Origin of the sequence: Bacillus cereus group sp. MG4 (assembly GCF_040460055.1) — a bacterium.
GTDB lineage: Bacteria > Bacillota > Bacilli > Bacillales > Bacillaceae_G > Bacillus_A > Bacillus_A wiedmannii.
The window spans coordinates 2568268-2594708 of the sequence record NZ_JARVGZ010000001.1 but is presented as its reverse complement, the minus strand read 5'-3'; the positions used below and the strand labels follow the sequence as shown (position 1 = coordinate 2594708).

Below are 26441 nucleotides of genomic sequence, written 5' to 3'. Positions count from 1 at the left end.
TATTTTGTCCGTCTATTTCTAAAAAATGTATGTTAACCTAAAGTTAGGAAATAAGAAAGGAATGGAAAATGAGACGTATTTATTTTATAGGGATAATTTTGTACACGCTAATTGTATTACATGTTGCATTCCCAAATATCTTTTCATTTGAGGATGTAGAAACAGTACACGTTGGGATATTTATCTTTATTCTATTTGTAGTAGATTGCTGTATTTCGATATGGCTTTCGAAAAGAAAACATGTACAAAATAAAAAAGAAATGGAACGGAAAAAGAGAAAACGTTCATTTTGGATGCCGACGTATTGTTTTTCTTTAGTAATCGCTGCTGCCTTTTTAAGTGAGAATGTTCCGTTAGAAAGATTAAATATTGGATTTGGAGCATTCGTATTTGCATACTATTTTTTCATGCACTTTCTTCCTTATATGAAAGAAAAGCGAGGAGAAGAGGAAGATCCGCTTGTAGAAGAAGCGAGAGAACGAGAGCATAAGAGAATAGAAGAAGATATACAGAAGCTCGGAGAACAAAAATGGTATTTGAAATCTAATATTATATATGTTCTTTGCTTTATCACGCCGCCAATCGGTTATTTGTATGTGTTCTTGCTTCGTAAAAAAATGACAGAAGATGCAAAGCAAACGTACTTAACGGTTGCGACGATCATGATGGCATTATGGTCTTTGAAGTTCCTACCGCCTTATGTGTTGGCGATCGTCATTGTTGTAGTGGTTTGTTTTGTGTTTATAGTGAAGTATGTGAAATGAAAAAACACCAAGCCCATGTGGACTTGATGTTTTATTTATGAATTAAAGCTCACCTTGCTCCTCATCACCACGAACAACAAGGACATCGCATTTCGCATAGCGAATAATATGTTCAGAGACGCTACCAATTAGGAAACGCTCAACAGCATTTAAACCAGTTGCACCACACATAATTAAATCTACTTTATGGTTTGGAGCGATTTCTTTTGAAATTTTAGATTTAGGATTACCAAATTCTAATACAGTTTCAATTTTTTCAAGGCCAGCTTCAAGCGCAGTTTTTTTGTAGTCTTCTAATAAGTCTTCTGCAAATAGATTTGCACGTTCAGCAATTGCGCGGCTATAAGCTTCTACTGCTGAGTATGCTTTTACATCAACGATATGAGCAATTGTTAATGTTGCATTGTTGCGTTTTGCGACTTGAATTGCTTTTTTAAAAGCTCTTTCTGCTTCTTTAGAACCATCCACCGCGATTAAAATATTTGTATATGTATTATTCATAGTAAATTCCTCCCAATCATTTTTATTACCGTTTACAACTTTATTATAAAGCAAATTTTGGTAATGTGCTTGCCGGAAACGTTACAGAATTTTGAAAACTTTGCTTTAATTCATTTTAGTTGTAATTGAGGCGAGAACTTGTTACATATGAAGTATAGCAATTTAAAAGGAGGCATGTTTGTGAGACACGCGCTCATTACAGCCGGTACGAAAGGTTTAGGAAAGCAAGTAACAAAAAAGTTATTGGCTAAAGGGTATTCAGTAACAGTAACATACCATAGCGATATAACTGCTATGGAAACGATGAAAGAAACATATAAAAATATGGAAGAGCGTCTACAATTCGTGCAAGCGGATGTCACGAAAAAGGAAGATTTACATAAAATAGTAGAAGAAGCGATAAGCCGTTTTGGCAAAATTGATTTTTTAATTAATAATGCTGGTCCATATGTGTTTGAACGAAAAAAGTTAGTCGATTATGAAGAAGACGAATGGAATGAAATGATTCAGGGTAATTTAACAGCGGTGTTTCATTTGTTAAAACTTGTCGTTCCGATTATGAGAAAACAGAACTTTGGCCGTATTATTAATTACGGATTCCAAGGGGCAGATAGCGCACCAGGATGGATTTATCGTTCAGCTTTTGCAGCAGCGAAAGTAGGACTTGTTTCATTAACGAAAACAGTTGCTTATGAAGAAGCAGAATATGGTATTACTGCGAACATGGTATGTCCTGGTGATATTATTGGTGAAATGAAAGAAGCGACAATTCAAGAAGCACGTCAGTTGAAAGAACGTAACACACCAATTGGTAGATCTGGAACAGGTGAAGATATCGCAAGAACGATTTCGTTTTTATGTGAGGAAGATTCCGATATGATTACCGGTACAATTATTGAAGTAACTGGTGCAGTAGATGTTATTCATAGACATCGATAGAGCGAAATAAATTGAAGTTTCGTATAATTGGACAGTTTATCCTGTATGCTGAGAGGTGTGGATAATACTGTCCTTTAATGTAAGATTAAATCTATCGGAAAACTCGTATTATTTTTTGTCAAATATTGAGATATTATGTTAAAATATAAGAGCGTAGAAAGCGCTTTAAAAAATGATTCAGGGGTCATTTCATAACTCAAGGGGGAACTAATAATGCGTATCGGTATTCCAACAGAAATTAAAAACAATGAAAACCGCGTGGCAATGACGCCAGCGGGAGCAGTACACTTAGTGCAAAATGGTCATGAAGTTTTTGTTCAAAAAGGAGCAGGTATAGGATCAGGCTTTACAGATGAAGAATACGTACAAGCTGGTGCGAAACTTGTTGAAACTGCTGAAGAAGCATGGAATCAAGATATGGTTATGAAGGTAAAAGAGCCAGTTGCAAGTGAGTACGGTTATTTCCGCGAAGGTTTAATTTTATTCACATACTTACACTTAGCTCCAGAACCAGAATTAACGAAAGCATTAATTGATAACAAAGTTGTATCAATTGCATACGAAACAGTACAATTAGACAATCGTTCTTTACCATTACTTGCACCTATGAGTGAAGTAGCTGGTCGTATGTCTGCACAAATCGGTGCACAATTCCTTGAGAAAAACAAAGGTGGTAAAGGTATTTTACTTGCAGGCGTTCCAGGGGTAAAACGCGGCAAAGTAACAATTATCGGTGGTGGTCAAGCTGGTACAAACGCAGCGAAGATTGCAGTAGGTTTAGGTGCAGATGTAACAATCATTGACTTAAGCGCAGAACGTCTTCGTCAACTAGATGACATTTTCGGTAACCAAGTAAAAACGTTAATGTCTAATCCATACAACATTGCAGAAGCTGTAAAAGAATCTGACCTTGTTATTGGTGCAGTATTAATTCCAGGTGCGAAAGCGCCAAAACTTGTAACAGAAGAAATGATTCAATCAATGGAACCAGGTTCTGTCGTTGTAGATATCGCGATTGACCAAGGTGGTATTTTCGAAACAACTGACCGAATTACAACTCATGACAACCCAACTTACGAAAAACACGGCGTTGTTCATTATGCAGTTGCTAATATGCCAGGTGCGGTTCCACGTACATCAACTCTTGCATTAACAAACGTAACAGTACCATACGCAGTACAAATTGCGAACAAAGGCTATAAAGATGCTTGCTTAGGTAACACTGCATTATTAAAAGGTATTAATACATTAGATGGCTATGTAACATTCGAAGCAGTTGCCGAAGCTCACGGCTTACAATACGCTGATGCGAAAGAGCTTCTTGAAAAAGCTCCTGCTTTATCATAATAGAGATACATGTAAGCCCCTCCTTTTGTAAGGAGGGGTTTTTTGTTTAGATTAATTGTCTAGTTTCTTTATAATTTTCAATCCGAACATCATTGTAAAGAAAAGAATGCCAAACAAATAATACAAGGCATACTCAACTCGTATCATCGAGTTTTTGTCAGTGATATATAAAATAAATAGTATCGCAGAACCGATTAAATGAGAGAGGCCAAAAATTTGTGCCATAAGTTTTAAACTCATCTTTTCGATTCTTTCATCCATCTCAGGTAATGGATATTTTTCGGGATCGCTCTTTTTTTTCTTAAAGAATATTCGTTTCACTACGAATAGTATCAAGTCTAAGAGTATGAATACGCCAGCGAATAGAAGGACAGAACTAATCTTTTCTTCGTCAGTACTATTGAAATAAAGAAAAGATGATCCTAACAATAAAATAGTAAGATGCGAAATGAACTTTTGATTAAAAGTATTTTTCATTCTTTTTCCTCCCCAGTTTTATCTAATTGAAATAAATCTTCTACTTTACAGTTGAAAAACTCACATAATTTCAATGCTAATTCTAAACTTGGGTTGTATTTGTTTTTTTCGATAGCGATGAGGGATTGTCTAGTGATTTGAACAGAGGAAGCTAATTGTTCTTGAGTGATGTCTCTAACGACGCGGAATTGTTTCACCTTATTTTTAATCAAATATACAAAGTCTCCTTTTTGTGAATTTGTTACAGTTATCATATCCATTTTTAGGAAATAAGTAAATGAAACTTTACAAAAAGTAAACAAAACTTTACGTGAAATATAGCTTGTTATGAAGTTATTTTTTGTGATAATTTGGAATTGAATGAAAAAATGAAAGTCGATAGAGGGGATTCAATGGGGAGTAAAAATAGGAAGAAAAAGCAAGCTAAAAGACAAAAGTATATAAAGAAAAAACAGGAACAGAACATACCTCTTTCAAAAAAAGTAGTTATTATGATAGAAAAAACATTTCGGTATATTTGTATGTTCTTATATGTGATTTTTTGCGTGTTTTTATGTGGGATGGTTAACAATTTGGGGATAACCCCTAATGTTATTGAAGGTATTTTTGGCGTTATACTTGTTATGGTAGAAGGATTCTTATTCTTTATATTATTTGATAAAGTGTGGCCTAGTCATGAAAGTAAAAAAGATAGAAAAAGAAGAAAAAAATCTTCATACGCTTCAAGCTCATCAAGTGGATTCGGTGACTACAGTAGCAATGATTGTAGCAGCTCAAGTGATAGTGGAGGAGATTGCGGAGGTGGTGGAGACTAAATTAGTTTTTCAGAAGAACGACTAATGAAAGGGTGGGACGAAAGATGGAAACTGTGAATTTAATAGAATTAACGAAGGGCATTCAAGATCAACATAAAAATTTTGTCGTTTCAAATGTAAATAGTCATTGCTTACGAATCGCTGTATTTACTGGTGAATATGATTGGCACTATCATTCTAATTCGGATGAATTATTCATTGTGCTAGAGGGAGAATTACTTATCGATTTTGAAGATGGAGAAACAGCAGTTTTAAAGCCAAATGATTCTATCTTAATTCCAGCATGCACGATTCATAGAACGAGAGCATTCAAGAGAACGGTAAATCTTTGTTTTGAAAATATAGAGGCTGATACGATTAAAGTGGAGCAATTATGAAAAAATTATTTGTAGCCGAGTATAGAAAAATCCTTCCGACTTTAGAAGGTCATACAAGGACAACAACCTTTGCTCATGCGGTATGTGATCAAATGATAGATGGTGAAGTTTTTGCAAACGAGAAGTTAACAGCAGGACTAATTCGTACAACTAACGGTATCTATTATTTATTTGGTGATACTGATGATCAAAATTATAACGAATATTTATTTGCGTATTTAAAAATGGCTATTGAAAAAACAGAGAAGAGATTTACATTGTTCACTTCGAGTGACGAGTGGGAAATGATGATTGAAGAGCGTTTTAGTAATGCACTTCGGAACATCCCGCGAATGAAATTTCAACGAGAAATTTTTGAAGAGAGAAAACGAGATTCAAACAAAAATACATATGAAGTGAAGCGTATTAATAAAATTGATATAGAACGAAGCAATGAATTTACAGAGGAGTATTATAAAGAATATTGGGGATCAAAAGAGCTATTTTTGAACGGTGGTTTTGGATTTTGTATAGAACAAGATGGGATAATTGTAGCTGAATGTGTTTCGATATTTAATGGGAATGGATTTGCTGAAATTGATATTGCGACGCATAAAGCATATCAAGGGAAAGGATTAGCCCAAGCTGTTGCAACACGGTTCATTGAACATTGCATGCAAAATGGTATAACACCGTGCTGGGATTGTTATGTAGACAATATTCCTTCGCAAAAATTAGCTAGTAAATTAAGTTTTAATAATCCAATAGAATATAGATTGTTTGTACGTAAGAAAACGGGGGAATAAAAATGAATGTGGAGTTAACGAGATTTAAAGTGAAACAAGGTAAAAGTCATCGTGTAGATGAATGGATGCAGCTTCTTAATGACAATATGAAAGAAGTGCTTTTGACACTAAACGACGAAAAGATGTACGTTGAGACAATTTTCCGGGAAATAAGAGATGGAGAAGAGTACTTATATTGGTATTCTGTGCAAGGAGAAGGCGGGGCTCTTGTCGAAAATTCTCATCATGAAATTGATAAAAAGCACTTAGCGTTTTGGTATGAATGTATTGATGAAGAAGCACCGTCTGTTGATATGAAAACAGAAGTCGTTATGATTCAAGATGTTGTGAAGGAAGCGATGAAATAATAGAATAGTATGTTGGAGAGAAGCGCATCAAAATAGGTGTGCTTTTTATTTTGAAAAAAATTATAGAAAAGCTGTATACATTTTATGCTCTCAAACGTTGAGTATATAGAAAGGAGAGCAGAATGAGCCATGATACGTTTGAAACATTATTAATAGAGAAGTCAAAAGCTGTGTTTAGATATTTAATTAAGATTGGGGCAGATAGAAAAGAAGCGGAAGATATTGTGCAAGATACGTTATATAAAGCTTTATTGCTTATGGAGGAAATACCGTTGGAACATTTAGCGCCGTGGCTCTTTAGAGTTGCGATCAATCAGCACCGAGATTTACATCGAAAAGAAAAAAGACTAAATCCCATTGCGATTGAATCTGTCGTTCTTATTGGTCAAAAGTCGTTAGATGAAGTGCTTTTAACAAGTGAACTACAATGTGAGGTACAAGAAATATTGGAGACGATGACGGAGGATTATCGTCATATTTTACTGTTGAAATATGAATATGAACTATCTTATAAGGAAATTGCCATTTTATTAAGTATGAAAGAAGAAACAGTGAAAACAAGTTTGTACCGTGCAAGAAATCAATTTAAAAAATTATATAGGAGGAGAAACGATGAGTCGGAAGGACTTTGATTTGAATATGGATGATAAGCAGATGAAAGTTTTGATGAAGAGAGCGAAGCGGAAGCAACTTTGGAGAAATTGGCTTATTTCTATTTGTGCGTCCATTATTGTTATAGTAAGTTTGTTTTTGGGAGCAGCGTATTTTTCTCAGCAAACGTTTAGAAAAATGGAAAGAGAAATGAATGCACTACATAGGGTTCAAGGCCCTAATATTCGTTTCAGTGGAAGTATGTATTTAAGTCTCGGTGTTACAGGGAGTACGGTAATATATAACTCGTATAAAAATATAGCTGGCCAACCAGTAAAATGGGTAAATGATATATATGAATCTGGCATATGGGATTATAGTATGAAGCACTACAATGGTGAGCTTGTTAGTTTAGATGAGGAAAAAAGGGGTGAAGAGGCTGTTGCGATACCAGACTATAATGTACAAACAATGCAAAGAGAAATGAGGTTTTATTTACCTTTCGTTACTTATAAAAATTATGTGGATGACCTGAGAAATATTGGGGATTTGCAAAATAAAGTTGCAGAAGTAGCCTTATCTTTTGATAAATCGTATACAGTTGAACAAATTACTGAGATGCTTCCCAAAAGTGTACAGCCAGTTTGGTTTTGGGTAGATACATATAATGAAAAGAAAAGTGATTCTTATGTAGGGCTAAAAGATCCTAAAAATGGCGCAATATTAAATGCAGAAATGGCTAAAAATGTTTTTGGGTTTGAAGGGAGTTATGCAAAAGTAAAAGAAGATGTGAAAAATGATGTAACAATAAACTCAAAAGAGTTTCTATACCAAATGAAGTATTTAGCAAAAAATAGTGAAGGTATACCAAGTGATTATTTTGAACAATATTATAAAGAAATAAAAAACACGAAACCCAAAGACCTACCAATATACGGTGTAGTCGTAACAGGCAAAACAGAGGATTTACAAAGTTTACAAGGAGCACCGTATATTAAGGCTGCTGTTAGAGGTGTAACAGTTGAGAAATATTGATCACAAGAGATTAATGTGAATAATCAGAAAACTCGTGTTATAATATGGGAAAAGGAGGTTCATATGAGGCAAATACATGGAGCAATTTATATTTACATAACAATGTTTTTCGTGGCGATATCCTATGGATTAGGGCACGTGTATTCGCATCCTATACTAACTTTTTTAAGCGGAGCATGTATGGCGTTTGCGATTCTTGTCCACCTTTTCTCAGTTTGGATCGTGAAATTTCAATTAAATATTAGTGAAATAGAAGAAGGCACTTTTTGAGTGGCCTTCTTTTTTTAGTAATATTGGCGAAGTCCTTGTAGTAACTTTTCAATTTCGTATTCAGTTTCTTTACATATAGACATTGTACGTAATCTAAAAAATAAGCTACGTAAGAAAGATTTTATATTTCCGTATAGAAATTCGTATGATTCAATATGTAACGTTGATTTTTGAACTTGTAATTGAGCTACTAAATCACGAAGGGCTAATATGAGTACTTCTTCCTTTAGACCATTTTGCAGCATTGCGACAATAGGATAAACGAGACGCTCATCTTCTTCGTATTTGTAATAGAGGGAATGAACACAAACTTTGTTTAATAAAGTTTGTAATATTTCTTCGTAATATAAAGTTTCCAGTTTAGGACTATTCACAAGCGCCTCAAATGTATCGGAAGCATGAGCGATACTATGTGCCCAGCCACGGTCTTGAACATATCCACGGAAATCATGTTCTTTGTTCATATATATAATTAATTGATCTTTCACATTTAAAATATCAGTCTGTGATAAGAAATTATGATTTGTATCAGCATCAATAATGAGCGCAATTAATAATGTCGTAAATGCACGGGTAAATACAGCATCTTCGTCATCCGAATGAATTTTATACAATAAATATTTTTCACTCATGCTTTCTAATAATAGTTTCTGTAATTGCGTGTGTGAAATGTAGTTCTTTTTGATGAGATGAAAAAAAGTAGCGTAAATAAGTTTGTCTCTTAAATAGCTATCAGTAACACCGATATGCTCAAGCATATTGGAACTTAAAGAATCAATGTTAAGTGTTTTATTCAGTATGTAATTATTATTACGAATTTTTTCTAACTGTTGTTGTAACATATAAACCCCCCATTTTAGAAAATTCTGTATTTTTATAATATAATAAGAGGAAGAAATAGACAATAAATAAGTGCTTTTGAATGGAGGGGCATTATGAAGAGAGCATTATTCTTTTTTATTAGTATTTTCTTTTTAGGAAGTTGTTCGATTTCGTATGTTACTTTTTCTAGTGAGAGCAAAAGTTGGACGGGGCAATATAAAGGATATATTAAGGATGACGGTGAAGATGGAATGTTTACGTTTCAATATAAGGGCGGAGATGGAAATACAGAATTTAAAAATTTAGAGATTGCTATTAATGAAACCTTTCGTGCAATGACGCAAACTTCAGAAGTTCATAAAGGAGCAAGGATTGAAATGAAGTCTTCTTGTGTAAGTTGTGCGCCTCTATCTAAAGATGAACCGATAGAGGTTGTGATTAAATGGGATGATAAGTATGAGGAGAGGATGGTTTTAAATTTGAAATAGCCTAGAGTAAGGAGTTAAAAATGAATAGGCGTATGAAAAACTTTATGTTTTTTAGTGTATTTCTAATCATATTATCAGCGTGTGATATAAAACAAGTAGAGCAAGTAGCGGTAAAAAAAGTACCTGAAGAGGAGTATGTCATAGTAAGAAATGACACGGTGTTTTTTGTAAATGATAAAACGTTTAATACAAAAGTAGAATTGCAACATTATATGGAACAACAAATAAATAAAGAGCATCCATCACATATAGTTTTGAGCTTTAAAGATAAAGGCACATATAAACAGAGGGTGTTGCAAAACTAAAATAAATATGCAATGTTATGAATCAGAAAAACTAGCTGAACATGTAATAAATAGCGATTTTGACCATACCAACGTGGCTGTTCCAGCCCTTTATCTTTGAGATGACCAAACTGTTGTTCAATTTTCCCACGCTCTTTCATCAACTGTTTGCCAAAGATGGTTTGTGCAAAATGAGATAATACACGGCGATGTGTACTTTTGCTTTGTTCGCCATTACGTGGGTTAATTGGATTCACCGCAAAAATATCACATGTTTTTGCAATTTCATAAATGCGCTGACTATCATAAGCAGCATCTGCAATGGAAAATAACACATTTTGATTTTGTATATCTTGAAGCAATACAGGAGCCATTTTGCTATCATGTACGTTCGCTGTTGTAAATGCATACGACAATACAACACCTTCTGGTGTAGAACAGACATGAGCTTTATATCCCTTATACCAACCATAACGAGTAGATTTCCCCCATTTTGCTTGGGAATCATATAAACTACTCCGTAAGGCAGTGCTATCAATTAAAACACACGGAATTAATCCTAAATTCATTTCTTCAAGAGTTTGTTTATGAATCAACGGAATACCTTCATTGCGAAACCAAGTTCCTACACGTGAGAAAGTGGATATATGAGGAACAAAGGAAAGACCACAAGATACACGAAATGAAGGATATTGATGCAAAAAGCGAGTTAACTTACGTAATGAATTGATTTGGAATACCGTTTTCACAAAAAAACATTTGAGTAAAGCTTTTCTACAGATAGGTGGGCGGCCTGTAATAGGCGGAACGCCTCCAATGGTTAAACTGTCTACGTAGGCAAATAAAATGTGTAAAATGGATTGATTGTGATCAAAATTGGTTATCATACTAGTAAATCCGTCCTTTCTGGAGATAGTTTAGGGTACTATCATTCTTCCAGGAAAACGGATTTTTTTATGCATTTATTTTTGAATATTTATGAGTTTTGCAACACCCTCAAACAGTTAAAAACAGGGGATAAAATAAAAGTATGGTTTTCTCAAATACTTGAAAGCTATCCAGCAAAAATGATTGTAGAGAAATTTGAAATAGTAGAGAAATAGAAAAAGGCAGCAATCACGCTGCCTTTTTATTATTTTACAAATTGTAATTCTTTCGGGAATTTCGTTAAAATTTCTGATCCGTCTTTTGTGATATAAATATCATCTTCAATACGAACGCCACCTACGTTTGGTACGTAAATACCGGGCTCGATTGTGAAGACCATACCTTCTTTTAATGGAGACTCGTTACCAGCTTTTACATCTGGATATTCGTGTACGCTAATTCCAAGTCCGTGACCAAGTCGGTGTGGGAAGAAGTCGCCGTAACCTGCATCTGTGATAACAGAACGAGCAGCATTGTCGATTGCACCAAGTGTAACACCTGGTTTACATGCTTCAACTGCTTGTAGTTGTCCAGCAAGTACAGTGTTATAAATGCGAGTTTGTTCTTCAGAAATTTCACCGAATGCTACTGTACGTGTAATGTCAGAGCAATAACCTTCAATGATTACGCCTAAATCAAATAGTACGAAATCGCCGCGTTTCATTTTGTTTGCACCTGGAATACCGTGTGGAAGGGCAGAGTTTGCACCTGCTAATACCATCGTATCAAATGACATTTTATGTATGCCTTTTGTTTTTAATTCGTGTTCAATAATTGCTAATACTTCAAGCTCGCTGCGATCTTCTTTAATTGCATTTACACCAACTTCAACAGCATAGTCCGCCATTTTAGCTGCTTCGCGTAAAATAGAAAGTTCTTTTTCGTCTTTAATTAAACGAAGTTCGCGAACTTTCTCCTCAGCTGATTTGAAAGCTGCATTTGGGAATAGTTTTGTTAATTCTTCGTAGCGTTCTACGTTTAAATGTTCTTTTTCAATTGCAACTGCATTTGCATTGATACCGCGGTCTTTAATTGCTTTTGCAATCATATCCCATGGTCTGTCAGTATCAGTAAATCCGATAATTTCATGTGCCCAGCCAGCGTTACGTGCTTGGCCTTCTTCCATTTTAGGACAAATTAAAATAGGTTCTTTTTCTTGGAACACAAACATACCAAGTAGTCTTTCATGTGGTTCACAATGGAAGTTCGTCATGTAGAAAACGTTTGGTGTAGAAGTTAAGAACGCAGCTTCTACGTTTTTTTCTTTTAGCCATTGCATTAAATTTTCTAATCTAGCATTCATCGATTGGCACCCCCGAGATATTTAATTACAAATATAACTTTACATCGGAGGAAAGCGTTATGACAAGTAAATAGATGTTAGAAAAGACAGGGAATTAAGAAATCATGTAGAATAAAAAGTGTGAATGTGAATAGGGGAGGAATGTAATAATGAAAGCATCTTATCATGGGCATTCAGTTGTGAAAATTGAAACGAATGGAAAAGTGATTTTAATTGATCCATTTTTAACGGGAAATCCGAAAACAGATTTAAAGGCTGAAGATGTAAAAGTAGATGCGATTCTTTTATCGCATGGACATGGTGATCATGTTGGAGATACAGTAGAGCTTGCGAAGAAAAATAATGCAGTTGTTGTAGCGCCATTTGAACTAGCGACATTTTTAAGTTGGCAAGGTGTGAATACACATCCGATGCATATTGGTGGTTCGCATGAATTTGACTTCGGTAAAGTGAAGCTTACACAAGCATTCCACGGTTCTAGTTATATTGATGAAGAAAATAAGACGATTACATATACAGGTATGCCAGCGGGTATTTTATTTACAGCAGAAGAGAAAACTGTGTACCATGCAGGAGATACTGCTTTATTCTCTGATATGAAATTAATTGGGGAACTAAATAACATTGATGTAGCATTTTTACCAATTGGTGATAATTTCACAATGGGACCAGAAGATGCTGTTTTAGCAGCAAAATGGGTTCAGGCGAAAACTGTTGTACCGATGCATTACAATACGTTCCCGGTTATTGAACAAGATCCATATCAATTTGTAGAAAAGCTACAAAATTGTACAGGAAAAGTATTAGAAGCTGGAGAAAGTATTACACTATAGAAAAGAAACCCTTCATTTGAAAAGACAAGTGAAGGGTTTTTTACGTGTGTAGGACAGCTTTTAAAGGTTGTACTTGTTTTGACGATTCTTTTCTTTTTGGAAGTGGCTGTTCAGGTGTTTCATTCAATTCCATTGCAACTTTTTTTCCGTCTACGAAAGCTAAAAATACAGCACCTACGACCTCTAATAATTTTTTCATCATGTATCCGCTCCTTTGTTTCATTTCTTGTCTTCATTGTATATGGAAGCGACTGGACAAACTATCGAACGAGATGACAATACCATTACATTGTTGTAATGGAAGCAGTGGTGTAATGTAAGGCGTATTTTGTTATAAAAAAAATGGTACAGATATATAAAGAGAGAGTGTAACAGTTTTGAAAATATAGTATACTGAAAATACAACACATGAAGAATTTAGGGAAAAGAAAGTATGGTGAAACCATTTGGCTACCAAGCATAACCAAATTTTAGAACATATTAATAGCCTGCCAGTAGGGCATAAAATTTCTGTAAGGCAAATTGCAAAAGATTTGAGTGTAAGTGAAGGGACAGCTTACCGTGCAATTAAAGATGCAGAAAATAAAGGGTATGTTAGTACGATTGAACGTGTCGGAACCATTCGAATTGAACAAAAGAAGAAAGAAAATATTGAAAAGTTGACATATGCAGAAGTTGTTAACATTGTTGATGGCCAAGTACTTGGAGGCAGAGAAGGACTACATAAAACGTTAAATAAATTCGTAATCGGGGCAATGAAATTAGAAGCGATGATGCGCTATACAGAAGCTGGAAACTTACTTATTGTCGGTAACCGTACAAACGCGCATCAATTAGCGTTAGAAACTGGAGCCGCTGTATTAATTACGGGCGGATTTGATACGGAAGATCATGTGAAGAAATTAGCAGATGAATTAAAACTGCCGATTATTTCAAGTAGTTACGATACATTTACAGTTGCAACGTTAATTAACCGTGCGATTTACGATCAGCTGATTAAGAAAGAAATTGTACTCGTTGAAGATATTTTAACGCCAATTGAAGAAACGTTATATTTAAAACCAAATGATACAGTGCAGCAATGGCATGCGTATAACGAAGAGACGATGCACGGAAGATATCCGATTGTTGATGAAAATAAAAAGGTATTAGGTATTGTGACATCTAAGGATATGATTGGTGTTGTAAAAGAAACACCAATTGATAAAGTAATGACAAAGCATCCAATTACGGTAAATGGAAAAATGTCTGTCGCAGCTGCGGCACGTATGATGGTGTGGGAAGGTATTGAGTTACTTCCTGTTGTTGATGAAGGAAATAAGTTGCAAGGTATTATTAGTCGTCAAGATGTACTTCAGGCGTTGCAAATGATTCAGCGTCAACCGCAAGTCGGCGAAACAATCGATGATATTGTAACGAATCAATTTATGACGCCGAAAGAAGCGAAAAATGAGCATCTATATCAATTTTCGGTGACACCGCAAATGACGAATTCAATCGGAACGTTATCTTACGGTGTATTCACAACAATTGTGACGGAAGCAACGAATCGCGTTATTCGTGCGCAAAAGAAGAGTGATTTAATTGTTGAGAACTTAACAATTTATTTCGTAAAACCAGTTCAAATTGACAATGTTGTATCCGTTCATCCGAAAGTATTAGAAATTGGACGTAAATTTGGTAAGGTTGATGTAGAAGTGCATCATGAAGGTAATGTCGTCGGGAAAGCATTACTTATGGTGCAGTTGATCGATAAATAAAAAGATGGAGCAGACCGCTTTGGTTTGTTCCATTTTTTTATTTAAAAGGATAGAAACAAAAAATAAATAGCGTATCATTTCATATGTATAATAAAAATACTGAAAAATTCGAAGATTCGGAAATAGCATAGCGATAAGGAGGAAGTGAATGGGCGGAATCATTTTCTTTTTAGTGGTCGTATGTTTCATTATTATTCATGTTTTAACGCATAGAAGAATGAATGCTATTAAAAAGAGGTTGTATTTTGTAAGTTTGACTCTTGCTAGTATAGGTGCCTTGATTCCTATATCAGGAGAAAATGAGCCGGATTTTCTTTACTTTGGTGTACCAGCTGAAACGTTTGTTTATTATGGTGGGTGGGAATGTTGGTTTAATCCATTAGGTTTTTTCTTTAACTTTATTTTGTTTTATTGGATTTTGAAGCTATTGTTTAAGTTACGTAAGGGTTCGGATAGAGAAGTGAAAAAATAGAAGGATATGTATGAGTACGGATAGAAAATTGGTTGTTAGTCGATAAGAAAGCTTACGCTACTAATCATTAAGAGATAATAATAGTGTAATTGGATAGGGAAACTACGCTTCACTATATGAACTAGGGGGAGAAGAATGGATTTTCACATTAAAGAGCAGTTATGTAAGCAATATAATTTTAATAGTCTTACGAAAGTTTCATTGTTACATGGGGGAGAAAATCAAACATATATATTCGAATCGGATAAAAATAAATTTGTAGTGAGGCAGTATAGAGAGGGACGTTATACAGCCGAGCAAATAGAAGCTGAAATACATTGGTTAATAGCGATACAAAAACAAATGTTAGTACCAGAAGTAATTGTCAATAAAAGTGGTGATTTGATTACACCTATTATGAAAGATGAAGGAAATATCCAGTATTTTGTCGTCTTTAGGTTTATAAATGGAAGTGAAATTATAGAACCAAAGGATAAAGATTATGAAAAACTTGGAGCATTAATGCGAATGTTTCATGAAAAAACAAATGGAGTGCTTAAAAGAGTGTCGCAAACTTGGAGAGGTTATGAAAGACCTATATATAGCGAGCAAAAGATGATTTATGAGCCTTTACAATGTTTATTAAATACTTCTTTTTTATCTTACGAGGATAAAAATAAATGCTTGAGAATTGTAGAAAGAATACAAGAACTTACAAACTCAATTCAATTGGGAGAAAAACAATTTGTTCACGGAGATATGCATTTTGGAAATATTCTTGTAGACAAAGAGGATTGGTATTTACTCGATTTTGATGAATGTGGATTTGGCTATAAAGAGTTTGATATTGGTGTTCCAAGATTGCATTTAATTGCTTCGGGACAGTTAGAAGATGCATGGGGGAATTTTATGATGGGATATGGGGAAAATATTTCAGAATCAGCCATTCGACTTGGGACCGCTTCAAGAATCTTTTATATGGCAGGAAAAATACCATTAAGACTTGATATTGAACCTATTAGAAAAAAACCTGATGCTTTTATTCGGCGATATATTCAGTATGTCGAAGAAGAATTATGTGGTGAGACAATTGTCTGATTAAAAAACAGAATATTAATTTAATTAGATGCTAGACTATGATATAATTAAATTGTAAGAAAATGGATTTACGAAAGGTGGTATGCATTATGTCATCAACAGTACTCTTTTTTGGTAGTATCGCACTCTTTTACTTTCTTATAATGATACCGATTCAATATTTATACTTACAAGGTTTACATGAAAAAAAGAAAAAAACAGGATTATCTCAGCGAGAGTTATATGAAAGAATGTCTTTTGAAGAAGAACAATTACATTTTCACGTACAAGGCAACCCCTTTAATATACCATCCGCGTTTGTTGCATATATGGTTTTAAAAGTTAAGGGACGTAAAAAAGCATCACAATGTTGATGCTTTTTTTGCACTGCTTCAGACAGATTCAGCTTCTTTAACTGCTAATGGTAAGAAATGTTTGTATTGGCGAAATCCATTAAATACACTTGCACTACCAAATAGAACAAATAAAACACCAACGATAATTCGAGCGGTTGAAAGTTCTAAAAAGAATTGGTTTATCCCAAAGAATAAGACGAATGAACCAAGTGCCATTGCGGATTTTCCTGAGAGCCAACCTTTCTCCATTGGGCGGTTTGTACGAAAGTATTTTGTTTTGTAGAAGAGGTACAACATAAATGAGACGATAATACAGAAGACTAATACTGGCATCATGCACACTCCCATCGCTTTGTGAAAAATAATAGTGGAAAAAAAGAAATATCTAAACTTTCTAATTTCTATTATAAAGCAATTGTTCGCATGTATGAAATACTTTCCGTTATAATGGAGGATAAAGTGAAACTTTAATTAGTGTGAGGATGTTTCTGCGCTAATGATTTGCCCGCACCAATTGGGCTTTTACTGCACGTTAAAGTGAAGAAGTTGAGTAAAAAGGAGATTATACATATGCATGAGCAAATTTTAAGAGCAATTAAAGAGTTTGATACAATTATTATTCATCGTCATGTGCGTCCAGATCCAGATGCATTAGGTTCACAGGGAGGTCTTGGTACAATTCTACAAGAATCGTTTCCAGAGAAAAATATTTATACGGTTGGGTACAATGAACCGTCACTAGAATATTTACGAGTAATGGATGAGATTGAAGATAGTGTATATGAAAATGCACTTGTTATCGTATGTGATACTGCGAACCAAGAACGTGTTGACGATCAACGCTATGCAAAAGGGAAGATGTTAATTAAAATTGATCATCATCCGAATGAAGATCCGTACGGAGATATTACGTGGGTAGATACGACATCAAGTTCTACAAGTGAAATGATTTATGAGTTTTACAGTTATGGAAAAGATAAAGGATTACAGATAACGAAAGAAGCAGCTCGTCTTATTTTAGCGGGTATTGTTGGGGATACAGGTCGTTTCTTATTCCCGAATACAACAGCGAAAACACTTCGTTACGTGAGTGAGCTTGTTGATATGGATGTGAAATTCACAGATTTATACAATGAAATGTATAAGACGAAAGAAAAGATTGCTCGTTTAAACGGCTATATTTTACAAAACTTTACGATGGTAGAAGAAGGAGCAGCTTACATTAAATTAACGAAAGAAGTGTTAGAAAAGTTTGATGTACTTCCTTCTGAGGCATCCGGTGTTGTTGGAGCACTTGGTAATATTGATGGATTAAAGTCGTGGGTTCTATTTTTAGAGGAAGACGATGTGATTCGTGTTCGTCTTCGTTCAAAAGGACCAGTGATAAATAAATTAGCAATGCAATATAATGGCGGAGGGCATCCGATGGCTTCTGGTGCAAAAGCATCTTCTTGGGAAGAAGCGGATCGTCTTTTTGCTGATTTACGTGAGTTGTGTAGATAAGAGATTATATATGAAAATGAAAAGAAGGAGCGGCGCTAAAGCCCTCCTTCTTTATTTTTCTTTCTCTATCGTAATGCTAATTTCAAGCACTGTATCAAAAGATATCGTATCGACTTTGAAACGGTATAGCCGATCGTAATGTTTGTACGTTTTGTTTTCGATTACCTTTTTGAGTAGGTCTTTATTTTTTGCTATACTTTGAATGTTTTTCGTTAAAAGATGTTGGAGGTCATTATGGATAGACGTAGTCATATTTTCGAGTGTAAGGTTGTCTAAATCGTATTTTTCTCGATTTATAAGTTTTATTTTAATCTCTTGAATAGTTAAGAGTCGTTTATTTTCTGTATTCAATTTTTCTTGATCTTCGAGAAGGACGTGGAGCTTTGCTTCTTGTTTTTCTATAATTTCTCGTTGCTCTGCTATTTTACTAGCTTGTTCTTCTTGAAAAACACCGTATATGTACAAAAAAACAAACCAGCTTAACACGCCTCCAACAGCAGCACCAGCTAAAACTAAATACCATTTTTTTGCTGTATTGGCACTTGGTACTCTCATACATGTTCCTGCGTTAGCCATTTAATAATAGTAAGACCTGTTTGCATACCACCCGTTGCGAAAAAAATAAGGAGAATTTGTTTTACAATATCTTTCATATCTCCGCCAAAGAAACTTCTTTCAAAGCTATAAAAAGTATCAAATGTTCCGCCAATTGCTGCAACGAGTGCCCAAATTCTTAAATTTTGGGCGAATTGATTAATGTAAGTTAGAGTTGGTTTTCCGATAAGAAATGCACCAAATCCACCAATTAATGAACCACCAAGTATAACCCCAAAGGCAATAAAATAACTAATAATAAGCAGAGAGAAAAAAGTATGTTCTCTTACATCCATCGTCATTCCCCTTTCTTCTTCATATATATGGACAAAGTATAAGAAGTATGTTTTGATTTCCGCTTTCCTCATCACCTATAATAAAAGTAGTCAGATTGGTAAAGAGAGGGTACAACAGTGAAGTTTGTGCATTTACAATGTCAAACCGTTTTTAGTTTATTAAAAAGTGCTTGTAAAATTGATGAGCTTGTAGTCAGGGCGAAAGAACTTGGTTTTTCGTCACTCGCTATTACGGACGAAAATGTTATGTATGGCGTTATTCCGTTTTATAAAGCATGTAAGAAACATGGTATACAGCCTATTATCGGCTTAACAGCTTCTATTTTTAGTGAAGAAGAGGAAAAATCTTATCCGCTTGTTTTACTTGCTGAAAATGAAATGGGCTATCAAAATTTATTAAAGATTTCTAGTAGCATTATGACGAAGTCAAAAGAAGGTATTCCGAAAAAGTGGCTTGCCCATTATGCGAAAGGATTAATTGCTATTTCACCAGGTAAAGATGGGGAAATTGAACAATTATTATTAGAAGACAAAGAGAGTCAAGCTGAAGAAGTAGCTCGCATGTACCAAAGTATGTTCGACAATTTTTATATGAGTTTGCAGCATCACGCGATTCAAGATGAACTGCTCCTGCAAGAGAAATTACCTGCATTTATGAGTAGGATAAATGTTCCAGTCGTTGCAACAAACGATGTACGCTACATCAATCAAAGTGACGCACTTGTTCATGAGTGCTTATTATCTGTTGAAAGTGGAACGAAAATGACTGATCCAGATAGACCAAGGTTGAAAACTGATCAATATTATTTAAAATCATCAGATGAAATGGAAGCACTATTTTCTCACGTAGAAGAAGCGATTTATAACACAGTAGAAATTGCAGAACGTTGCAGAGTAGAAATACCGTTTCATATAAATCAATTACCGAAATTTCCTGTTCCAGCTAACGAGACGAATGATATGTATTTACGCCGCGTTTGTGAAGAAGGCTTGCAGAAACGATATGGTACGCCGAAAGAAGTACATATAAAGCGTCTGAATCATGAATTAAACGTTATTTCTAGTATGGGGTTTAGTGATTATTTCCTCATCGTGTGGGATTTTATGAAGTATGCGCATGAAAATCATATTTTAACAGGACCAGGACGTGGATCGGCAGCCGGCTCACTCGTTTCTTACGTATTAGAAATTACAGATATTGATCCGATTGAATACGATCTATTATTTGAAAGATTTTTAAACCCTGAACGTGTGACACTTCCAGATATTGATATCGATTTTCCAGATATAAGACGTGATGAGATGATTCGATATGTGAAAGATAAATATGGTCAGCTGCGTGTTGCACAAATTGTAACGTTCGGGACGCTTGCAGCGAAAGCGGCAATTAGAGATATTGCGCGTGTAATGGGGCTTCCACCGCGAGACATTGACATATTCTCAAAACTTATCCCATCAAAGCTTGGTATAACGTTAAAAGATGCATATGAGGAATCGCAATCACTCCGTGAGTTCATACAAGGGAATCTGTTACATGAGCGTGTGTTTGAAATTGCAAAACGTGTAGAAGGCTTACCACGTCATACGTCTATTCATGCAGCTGGCGTTATTATGAGCCAAGAGCCGTTAACCGGAAGTGTTGCAATACAAGAAGGGCATAACGATGTGTATGTTACGCAATACCCAGCTGATGCATTAGAAGAACTTGGTTTGTTAAAGATGGATTTTTTAGGATTACGTAATTTAACGTTACTTGAAAATATTATAAAGTTTATCGTGAAAAAGACGGGGACACAAATTGATTTAAGAAATTTACCACTTCAAGATGAAAAGACGTTCCAATTGTTAGGTAGAGGGGATACAACAGGTGTATTCCAGCTTGAATCAGGTGGTATGCGAAATGTACTTCGCGGGTTAAAACCGAATGAATTTGAAGATATTGTCGCTGTTAACTCGTTATATAGACCAGGACCAATGGAACAAATTCCAACCTTTATTGAATCAAAGCACGGAAAAAGAAAAATTGAATATTTACATCCGGATTTAAAGCCGATTTTAGAAAGAACATACGGTGTAATTGTATACCAAGAACAAATTATGCAAATTGCGTCGAAGTTGGCGGGATTCTCGCTCGGAGAAGCAGATTTATTACGCCGTGCAGTGAGTAAAAAAAATCGTGATATTTTAGATCAGGAGCGTAAGCATTTTGTACAAGGCTGTTTACAAAATGGTTATGACGAGACATCCGCAGAGAAAATTTACGATTTAATTGTAAGATTTGCGAATTACGGTTTTAACCGAAGTCACGCTGTAGCCTACAGTATGATTGGATATCAGCTTGCTTACTTAAAAGCGAATTATATGCTGGAATTTATGACAGCATTATTATCAAGTGCAATTGGAAATGAAGATAAGATTGTGCAGTATATACGAGAAACGAAGCGGAAAGGTTTTGACGTTTTGCCGCCGTCTCTTCAGAGAAGTGGTTACAATTTCCAAATAGAAGGTAATGCGATACGTTACAGCTTACTTTCAATTCGAAACATCGGAATGGCTACAGTGACAGCATTACTCGAAGAACGAGAGAAAAAAGTATTTGAAGATTTATTTGAATTTTGTCTTCGCATGCCATCAAAGTTTGTAACAGAGCGAAATTTAGAGGCGTTCGTCTGGTCTGGGTGTTTTGACGATTTTGGTGTTTCGAGAACAAATTTATGGAAAAGCCTTAAAGGAGCGTTAGAGTACGCAAATCTTGCACGTGATTTAGGAGATGCTGTTCCAAAATCAAAATACGTGCAAGGAGAAGAGCTCTCTTTTATTGAACAGTTAAATAAAGAGAAGGAAGCACTAGGTTTTTATTTATCAAGCTATCCGACAGCGCAGTATGTGAAGTTAGCGAAGGAATTAGAAATTCCATCTCTTGCTCAGGCAATGCGACATAAGAAAAAAGTACAAAGGGCTATCGTGTATATAACAAGCGTGAGAGTGATTCGTACGAAAAAGTTGCAAAAGATGGCGTTTATTACATTTTGTGATCAAAACGATGAAATGGAAGCAGTTCTTTTCCCTGAAACATATATACATTTCTCAGATAAGTTACAAGAAGGAGCAATTGTTTTAGTTGACGGCATGATTGAGCTTAGAAATCATAAGTTGCAATGGATTGTAAATGGACTATATCCGTTAGAAGAAATGGATGTGTATGAAGAAAAGAAAGATGCATCTGTTTACGTGAAATTGTCGTCTCAGTATGAGAAAAAGCTTTTAAATCAGGTTACTAAAATATTGTTTGACTATTCAGGTTTTGCGAAAGTACTAATTTATTATGAAAAGGAACATAAAATGGTACAATTGTCTCGAAGTTTATCGATTCATCCAAGTGAAGAATGTTTAGGAGCACTTCGTGAAATTGTCGGGGAAGAAAATGTAGTTGTGAAAATATAATGGACAATTTCCCTACACTTCGATTATTATAGTAGTAGTGTTCGTGGTCAGACCACTTGGAGAAATTGATATCAGCTAGAATAATTTGAGGAGAGTGGATAGTTTGTCAACACTTCGTGAAGAAGCACTTCACATGCATAAAGTGCATCAAGGAAAATTAGAAACTGTATCAAAAGTAAAAGTAGAAAATGCAAAAGATTTAAGTCTTGCATATTCTCCAGGGGTTGCAGAACCTTGTAAGGAAATTTATGACGATAAAAGTAAGGTATATGAATATACGATGAAGGGAAATATGGTAGCAGTTGTGACAGATGGAACGGCTGTACTTGGTCTTGGTAACATTGGACCTGAAGCATCTCTTCCAGTAATGGAAGGTAAAGCTGTATTATTCAAGAGCTTTGCTGGTGTAGATGCATTCCCAATTGCCTTAAATACAAACGATGTAGATAAAATTGTTGAAACTGTAAAATTAATGGAGCCAACTTTTGGCGGCGTTAACTTAGAGGATATCGCAGCACCAAACTGCTTCATTATTGAAGAACGTTTGAAAAAAGAAACAAATATTCCTATCTTCCATGATGATCAACACGGAACAGCTATCGTAACAGTAGCAGGTCTTGTGAACGCGCTAAAATTAGTTGGAAAGAAAATGTCTGACATTAAAGTTGTCGCAAATGGTGCAGGTGCAGCAGGTATTGCAATTATTAAACTTTTATATCGCTATGGTGTACGTGACATTATTATGTGTGACCGTAAAGGCGCAATCTATGATGGTCGTCCTACAGGGATGAATCCGGTGAAGGATGAAGTTGCAAAATATACAAATAAGAATCGTATCGAAGGTTCTTTAGCTGACGTTGTACAAGGTGCGGACGTATTCATTGGTGTATCTGCAGAAGGTGCATTAACAGAAGAGATGGTTCGTACAATGAATGACGATGCAATTATTTTTGCAATGGCGAATCCAGTTCCAGAAATTATGCCAGAATTGGCAAAAGCAGCGGGCGCAGCTGTTGTTGGAACGGGTCGTTCTGACTTCGCGAACCAAGTAAATAATGTACTAGCGTTCCCTGGTATTTTCCGTGGTGCACTTGACGTACATGCGACACAAATTAACGAAGAAATGAAGATGGCAGCTGTACAGGCTATTGCTGAGCTTGTAGCAGAAGATGAGTTGAATGCAGACTATATCATTCCGGCACCGTTTGACGCGCGTGTAGCGCCTCAAGTGGCAGCTTACGTTGCGAAAGCTGCAATGGAGACAGGAGTAGCTCGCCGTCAAGTAGATCCAAATGAGATTGCTGAGAAAACAAAACAATTAGCGCTGATTGGTAAAGAATAAGCGAGGAATTTCCATTGACATCATCAAATACAAAAGTATATCTCGAAATTGTAAAAAAAATCCGTTCCATTATGGAAGAAGATGGATTGGTGGCGGGGGATCGTTTGCCGTCTGAGCGTGAGTTAAGTTCACGTTTAAACGTAGGGCGTTCCTCTGTAAGAGAAGCATTGCGTGCTTTAGAACTGGTAGGATTGATTGAAACGAGACGTGGTGAAGGGACGTTTATTCGAAACTTTTACGATAACGGTCTTGTACAATTGATTGCGCCGTTCTTGCTGCAAGATGAGAAAACAATTCGTGATTTATTACAAACAAAACGATTGCTTGAGAAAGATATGATTCGAATTGTATGTAATTTGCCGAAAGAAACGTTTTCTAAAGTGCTAAGAAAATTAAATCAAGTGCTTGAAGAAAATGAAAACTCAATTCCGATGCTTCATCAAACGTTCTTTAAAACACTCATTGAACAAGTCGATAATTATTTACTATATCGCATTTGGATGATCGTAAATGATTACGTATCAACTCTTTCTTGTGAAGTTTCAGGAGATTCTATCGATATGTATAGAAAGCTTTATGCTACTTTGGAAGAAAAACAAGAAAATGATGCACTAAAAATTTACGATGAATTAGTAGAGAATATACAGTTTCACTCGTAATGTATAAAATTTGTCGAAATGACCATGACACGTTATGACAAACATTCTATCGCGTAGCGGTTAAAGTTAAACGTAAAGAGTGAGGTTATTAGACAGATTGAGAAGATAAGGCTAACATCAAACTTTGGTGTTAGCCCAATTTTCTTCTTGCGCTAACCTTAGCTCTCAATGAAGGGGGTCAAATTGTGCTAAGAGATTTATTCGTGAAAAAGAAAAAGTACGCTGCAATACCTTCAGAACAAGTACGAAAAGATGTACCAGATGGCGTTATGACAAAATGTCCGAAATGTAAAAAAATCATGTATACGAAAGAGCTTCTAAAAAATTTAAAAGTATGTGTGAATTGTGGATATCATCATCCTATGAATGCATGGGAACGTCTTGATAGTATATTGGACGAAGGGTCATTCCGTGAGTATGACAAAGAAATGGTTTCATTAAATCCACTCGAGTTTCCAGGATACGAAGAGAAACTAGAGAGCGATCGTAAGAAGACTAAATTGAATGAAGCGGTTGTAACTGGTGAAGGAACAATTGATGACATGCTTGTTGTTGTTGCAGTAATGGATTCTCGTTTTCGAATGGGCAGCATGGGCTCTGTTGTAGGAGAGAAAATTGCCCGTGCAGTTGAAAAAGCATACGACTTACAAGTTCCATTTATTATCTTTACTGCGTCGGGTGGTGCCCGTATGCAAGAAGGGATATTAAGTTTAATGCAAATGGCAAAAACAAGCGTAGCTTTGAAAAAGCATAGTAATGCAGGAGGGCTATTTATTTCTGTTATGACTCACCCAACGACGGGCGGGGTTTCAGCGAGTTTCGCTTCACTTGGTGATTACAATCTTGCAGAGCCAGGTGCACTTATCGGATTTGCTGGTAGACGTGTAATTGAACAAACAGTGCGTGAAAAACTACCGGAAGATTTCCAAACGGCGGAATTTTTATTAGAGCACGGTCAATTAGATGCGGTTGTGCATCGTGATGATATGAGAGAATCGCTCCGTAAGATTTTAGAAGTTCATCAAGGAGGGGAAATGGCTGTATGGCAGAGCTAGAATTTGAGAAACCAGTTGTTGAGCTAAGAAATAAGATTCGTGAACTGAAAGACTATACGAAAAACAGCCAGATGGACTTCAGTGAGGAGATTCGTATTTTGGAAGACAAGCTAGAAAAATTAGAGGAAGATATATACGGCAATATGAAAGTATGGGACCGTGTTCAAATTGCTCGTCATGCAGAACGACCGACAACGCTCGATTATATTGAGCACTTATTTACTAATTTTTTTGAATGTCATGGAGATCGCCTATTTGGCGACGATGCAGCGATTGTCGGCGGCATTGCGAAATATAAGGGGATGCCTGTAACTGTAATTGGGCACCAACGCGGAAAAGATACGAAAGAAAATATTCGTCGTAATTTTGGGATGCCTCATCCAGAAGGATATCGAAAAGCACTGCGTCTAATGAAACAAGCGGAAAAGTTTAATCGTCCTATTATTTGTTTCATCGATACGAAGGGAGCCTATCCTGGTAAAGCAGCTGAAGAACGTGGACAAAGTGAGGCGATTGCCCGTAATTTATTTGAAATGGCGGGTTTAACGGTACCTGTTATTTGTATTGTTATCGGTGAAGGTGGTAGTGGTGGTGCGTTAGGTCTTGGAGTAGGAGATTACATTCATATGCTGGAAAATTCCACGTATTCTGTTATTACACCAGAGGGTGCGGCGGCAATTCTTTGGAAAGACGCTGGTAAAGCAAAAGAAGCTGCAGAAGCGATGAAAATTACAGCATTAGATTTGAAAGAATTAGGTGTAATTGACGAAATTATTCCAGAGGCAAAAGGTGGAGCGCATCGTAATATTTTAAAACAATCAGAAAATATAGATTTAATGCTTAAGAAAACTTTTGAACAATTAAGCGGAATTTCGAAAGATGAATTAATCGAAAAACGTTATGAAAAATATATGAAAATTGGGCAAGTTTCGTTTTCAAACGCTTCCATTGGGATAAAATAATAAAAGCGTGCGTTCCTCTTCGCGAATGCACGTTTTT

32 protein-coding genes and 2 pseudogenes are annotated in these 26441 nt (G+C 35.6%); 24 read left to right on the top strand and 10 right to left on the bottom strand.

The window, feature by feature from the left end; translation table 11 throughout:
• Positions 1-68: 68 nt before the first annotated feature.
• Positions 69-764, top strand: coding sequence for a hypothetical protein (locus tag QCI41_RS13655; RefSeq protein WP_353837300.1), 696 nt, complete (start codon positions 69-71; stop codon positions 762-764).
• Between the two features lie 42 nt (positions 765-806).
• Here the strand turns inward: QCI41_RS13655 and QCI41_RS13650 are convergent, their stop codons facing one another.
• Entirely contained in the window at positions 807-1265 is a 459-nt protein-coding gene (locus QCI41_RS13650) for a universal stress protein (RefSeq protein ID WP_001066681.1), read from the bottom strand.
• 147 nt (positions 1266-1412) lie between these two features.
• Between QCI41_RS13650 and QCI41_RS13645 the strand changes: the two genes are divergently transcribed.
• Together QCI41_RS13645 and ald are read left to right on the top strand one after the other, a co-directional pair.
• Positions 1413-2204, top strand: a complete 792-nt coding sequence (locus QCI41_RS13645; protein WP_353838834.1) for an SDR family oxidoreductase — start codon at positions 1413-1415, stop codon at positions 2202-2204.
• Between the two features lie 213 nt (positions 2205-2417).
• Positions 2418-3551, top strand: a complete 1134-nt coding sequence (gene ald, locus QCI41_RS13640) for an alanine dehydrogenase (RefSeq protein ID WP_001219390.1) — start codon at positions 2418-2420, stop codon at positions 3549-3551.
• 51 nt (positions 3552-3602) lie between these two features.
• Here the strand turns inward: ald and QCI41_RS13635 are convergent, their stop codons facing one another.
• Together QCI41_RS13635 and QCI41_RS13630 are read right to left on the bottom strand one after the other, a co-directional pair.
• Complete coding sequence (locus tag QCI41_RS13635) at positions 3603-4028, bottom strand: hypothetical protein (RefSeq protein ID WP_353837301.1); 426 nt, start codon at positions 4026-4028, stop codon at positions 3603-3605.
• Positions 4025-4288, bottom strand: coding sequence for a helix-turn-helix transcriptional regulator (locus QCI41_RS13630; RefSeq protein WP_353837302.1), 264 nt, complete (start codon positions 4286-4288; stop codon positions 4025-4027). The genes QCI41_RS13635 and QCI41_RS13630 overlap by 4 nt, the downstream gene beginning before the upstream one ends.
• Before the next feature lie 132 nt (positions 4289-4420).
• On the opposite strand from QCI41_RS13630, the gene QCI41_RS13625 reads away from it, so the two are divergent.
• The 7 genes from QCI41_RS13625 (at position 4421) to QCI41_RS13595 (ending at position 8248) form a co-directional block, all read left to right on the top strand.
• Complete coding sequence (locus QCI41_RS13625) at positions 4421-4843, top strand: hypothetical protein (protein WP_000534973.1); 423 nt, start codon at positions 4421-4423, stop codon at positions 4841-4843.
• A 44-nt stretch (positions 4844-4887) separates the two neighbouring features.
• Positions 4888-5220, top strand: coding sequence for a cupin domain-containing protein (locus QCI41_RS13620; RefSeq protein ID WP_353837303.1), 333 nt, complete (start codon positions 4888-4890; stop codon positions 5218-5220).
• Positions 5217-6005: a GNAT family N-acetyltransferase gene (locus QCI41_RS13615; protein ID WP_353837304.1), complete on the top strand. Its 789-nt coding sequence runs from the start codon at positions 5217-5219 to the stop codon at positions 6003-6005. Before QCI41_RS13620 ends, QCI41_RS13615 begins: the two co-directional genes overlap by 4 nt.
• Positions 6006-6007: 2 nt before the next feature.
• Positions 6008-6352, top strand: a complete 345-nt coding sequence (locus QCI41_RS13610; RefSeq protein WP_097916521.1) for a DUF6176 family protein — start codon at positions 6008-6010, stop codon at positions 6350-6352.
• A 122-nt stretch (positions 6353-6474) separates the two neighbouring features.
• Positions 6475-6984, top strand: coding sequence for an RNA polymerase sigma factor (locus QCI41_RS13605; RefSeq protein ID WP_046958737.1), 510 nt, complete (start codon positions 6475-6477; stop codon positions 6982-6984).
• Complete coding sequence (locus tag QCI41_RS13600; protein WP_046958738.1) at positions 6965-7978, top strand: anti sigma factor C-terminal domain-containing protein; 1014 nt, start codon at positions 6965-6967, stop codon at positions 7976-7978. The genes QCI41_RS13605 and QCI41_RS13600 overlap by 20 nt, the downstream gene beginning before the upstream one ends.
• A 63-nt stretch (positions 7979-8041) precedes the next feature.
• On the top strand, positions 8042-8248 hold the full coding sequence (locus QCI41_RS13595; RefSeq protein ID WP_001248904.1) for a hypothetical protein: 207 nt from the start codon (positions 8042-8044) through the stop codon (positions 8246-8248).
• 14 nt (positions 8249-8262) lie between these two features.
• Here the strand turns inward: QCI41_RS13595 and QCI41_RS13590 are convergent, their stop codons facing one another.
• Positions 8263-9090, bottom strand: coding sequence for a DUF2785 domain-containing protein (locus QCI41_RS13590; RefSeq protein ID WP_353837305.1), 828 nt, complete (start codon positions 9088-9090; stop codon positions 8263-8265).
• 93 nt (positions 9091-9183) lie between these two features.
• Here QCI41_RS13590 and QCI41_RS13585 point away from each other — a divergent pair, with 93 nt between their 5' ends.
• A complete protein-coding gene (locus tag QCI41_RS13585; protein ID WP_353837306.1) occupies positions 9184-9558 on the top strand; it encodes a hypothetical protein in 375 nt (124 codons plus the stop codon).
• Between the two features lie 20 nt (positions 9559-9578).
• Positions 9579-9845, top strand: a pseudogene (locus QCI41_RS13580) (DUF3221 domain-containing protein); the annotation flags it as partial.
• 14 nt (positions 9846-9859) lie between these two features.
• On the opposite strand, the gene QCI41_RS13575 reads toward QCI41_RS13580, so the two are convergent.
• On the bottom strand, positions 9860-10729 hold the full coding sequence (locus QCI41_RS13575) for a transposase (protein ID WP_353836336.1): 870 nt from the start codon (positions 10727-10729) through the stop codon (positions 9860-9862).
• A 105-nt stretch (positions 10730-10834) separates the two neighbouring features.
• Here QCI41_RS13575 and QCI41_RS13570 point away from each other — a divergent pair.
• Positions 10835-10945, top strand: a pseudogene (locus QCI41_RS13570) (DUF3221 domain-containing protein); the annotation flags it as partial.
• Positions 10946-10974: 29 nt separating this feature from the next.
• On the opposite strand, the gene pepQ reads toward QCI41_RS13570, so the two are convergent.
• On the bottom strand, positions 10975-12072 hold the full coding sequence (pepQ, locus tag QCI41_RS13565) for a Xaa-Pro dipeptidase (RefSeq protein ID WP_060486547.1): 1098 nt from the start codon (positions 12070-12072) through the stop codon (positions 10975-10977).
• Positions 12073-12221: 149 nt separating this feature from the next.
• Between pepQ and QCI41_RS13560 the strand changes: the two genes are divergently transcribed.
• Positions 12222-12905 (top strand): metal-dependent hydrolase, encoded by a 684-nt coding sequence (locus QCI41_RS13560; RefSeq protein WP_353837307.1) that lies wholly within the window; start codon positions 12222-12224, stop codon positions 12903-12905.
• A 40-nt stretch (positions 12906-12945) separates the two neighbouring features.
• On the opposite strand, the gene QCI41_RS13555 is transcribed toward QCI41_RS13560, so the two are convergent.
• Entirely contained in the window at positions 12946-13107 is a 162-nt protein-coding gene (locus tag QCI41_RS13555; protein ID WP_000976301.1) for a hypothetical protein, read from the bottom strand.
• Positions 13108-13351: 244 nt separating this feature from the next.
• Here QCI41_RS13555 and QCI41_RS13550 point away from each other — a divergent pair, with 244 nt between their 5' ends.
• The 4 genes from QCI41_RS13550 (at position 13352) to QCI41_RS13535 (ending at position 16567) form a co-directional block, all read left to right on the top strand.
• Positions 13352-14665, top strand: a complete 1314-nt coding sequence (locus tag QCI41_RS13550; RefSeq protein WP_088082282.1) for a CBS domain-containing protein — start codon at positions 13352-13354, stop codon at positions 14663-14665.
• 148 nt (positions 14666-14813) lie between these two features.
• The gene (locus tag QCI41_RS13545) at positions 14814-15137 is read left to right on the top strand and encodes a hypothetical protein (protein ID WP_353837308.1); all 324 of its coding nucleotides are present in this window, start codon (positions 14814-14816) and stop codon (positions 15135-15137) included.
• A gap of 135 nt (positions 15138-15272) precedes the next feature.
• Positions 15273-16214 carry a phosphotransferase enzyme family protein gene (locus tag QCI41_RS13540; protein ID WP_353837309.1) on the top strand — a complete coding sequence of 314 codons (942 nt, stop codon included), beginning with the start codon at positions 15273-15275 and terminating at the stop codon, positions 16212-16214.
• 89 nt (positions 16215-16303) lie between these two features.
• On the top strand, positions 16304-16567 hold the full coding sequence (locus QCI41_RS13535; protein ID WP_142306139.1) for a DUF3949 domain-containing protein: 264 nt from the start codon (positions 16304-16306) through the stop codon (positions 16565-16567).
• Positions 16568-16585: 18 nt separating this feature from the next.
• On the opposite strand, the gene QCI41_RS13530 is transcribed toward QCI41_RS13535, so the two are convergent.
• Entirely contained in the window at positions 16586-16882 is a 297-nt protein-coding gene (locus QCI41_RS13530) for a YtpI family protein (protein ID WP_060486541.1), read from the bottom strand.
• 237 nt (positions 16883-17119) lie between these two features.
• On the opposite strand from QCI41_RS13530, the gene QCI41_RS13525 reads away from it, so the two are divergent.
• The gene (locus QCI41_RS13525; protein ID WP_353837310.1) at positions 17120-18052 is read left to right on the top strand and encodes a DHH family phosphoesterase; all 933 of its coding nucleotides are present in this window, start codon (positions 17120-17122) and stop codon (positions 18050-18052) included.
• A gap of 51 nt (positions 18053-18103) precedes the next feature.
• On the opposite strand, the gene ytrI is transcribed toward QCI41_RS13525, so the two are convergent.
• Both ytrI and ytrH read right to left on the bottom strand, forming a co-directional pair.
• Positions 18104-18607 (bottom strand): sporulation membrane protein YtrI, encoded by a 504-nt coding sequence (ytrI, locus tag QCI41_RS13520; protein WP_046958744.1) that lies wholly within the window; start codon positions 18605-18607, stop codon positions 18104-18106.
• Complete coding sequence (gene ytrH / locus QCI41_RS13515) at positions 18604-19017, bottom strand: sporulation membrane protein YtrH (RefSeq protein ID WP_073516695.1); 414 nt, start codon at positions 19015-19017, stop codon at positions 18604-18606. Before ytrH ends, ytrI begins: the two co-directional genes overlap by 4 nt.
• A 42-nt stretch (positions 19018-19059) precedes the next feature.
• On the opposite strand from ytrH, the gene dnaE reads away from it, so the two are divergent.
• The 5 genes from dnaE to accA all read left to right on the top strand — a co-directional run bounded on the left by dnaE (position 19060) and on the right by accA (position 26404).
• Positions 19060-22386 (top strand): DNA polymerase III subunit alpha, encoded by a 3327-nt coding sequence (dnaE, locus tag QCI41_RS13510; protein WP_353837311.1) that lies wholly within the window; start codon positions 19060-19062, stop codon positions 22384-22386.
• A 133-nt stretch (positions 22387-22519) separates the two neighbouring features.
• Complete coding sequence (ystJ, locus tag QCI41_RS13505) at positions 22520-23728, top strand: NADP-dependent malic enzyme (RefSeq protein WP_161796084.1); 1209 nt, start codon at positions 22520-22522, stop codon at positions 23726-23728.
• A 14-nt stretch (positions 23729-23742) separates the two neighbouring features.
• Entirely contained in the window at positions 23743-24387 is a 645-nt protein-coding gene (locus QCI41_RS13500; protein ID WP_000204434.1) for a FadR/GntR family transcriptional regulator, read from the top strand.
• Between the two features lie 185 nt (positions 24388-24572).
• Entirely contained in the window at positions 24573-25442 is an 870-nt protein-coding gene (gene accD / locus QCI41_RS13495) for an acetyl-CoA carboxylase, carboxyltransferase subunit beta (RefSeq protein WP_000942866.1), read from the top strand.
• Positions 25430-26404, top strand: coding sequence for an acetyl-CoA carboxylase carboxyl transferase subunit alpha (gene accA, locus QCI41_RS13490; protein ID WP_000818786.1), 975 nt, complete (start codon positions 25430-25432; stop codon positions 26402-26404). The genes accD and accA overlap by 13 nt, the downstream gene beginning before the upstream one ends.
• Positions 26405-26441 lie beyond the last annotated feature (37 nt).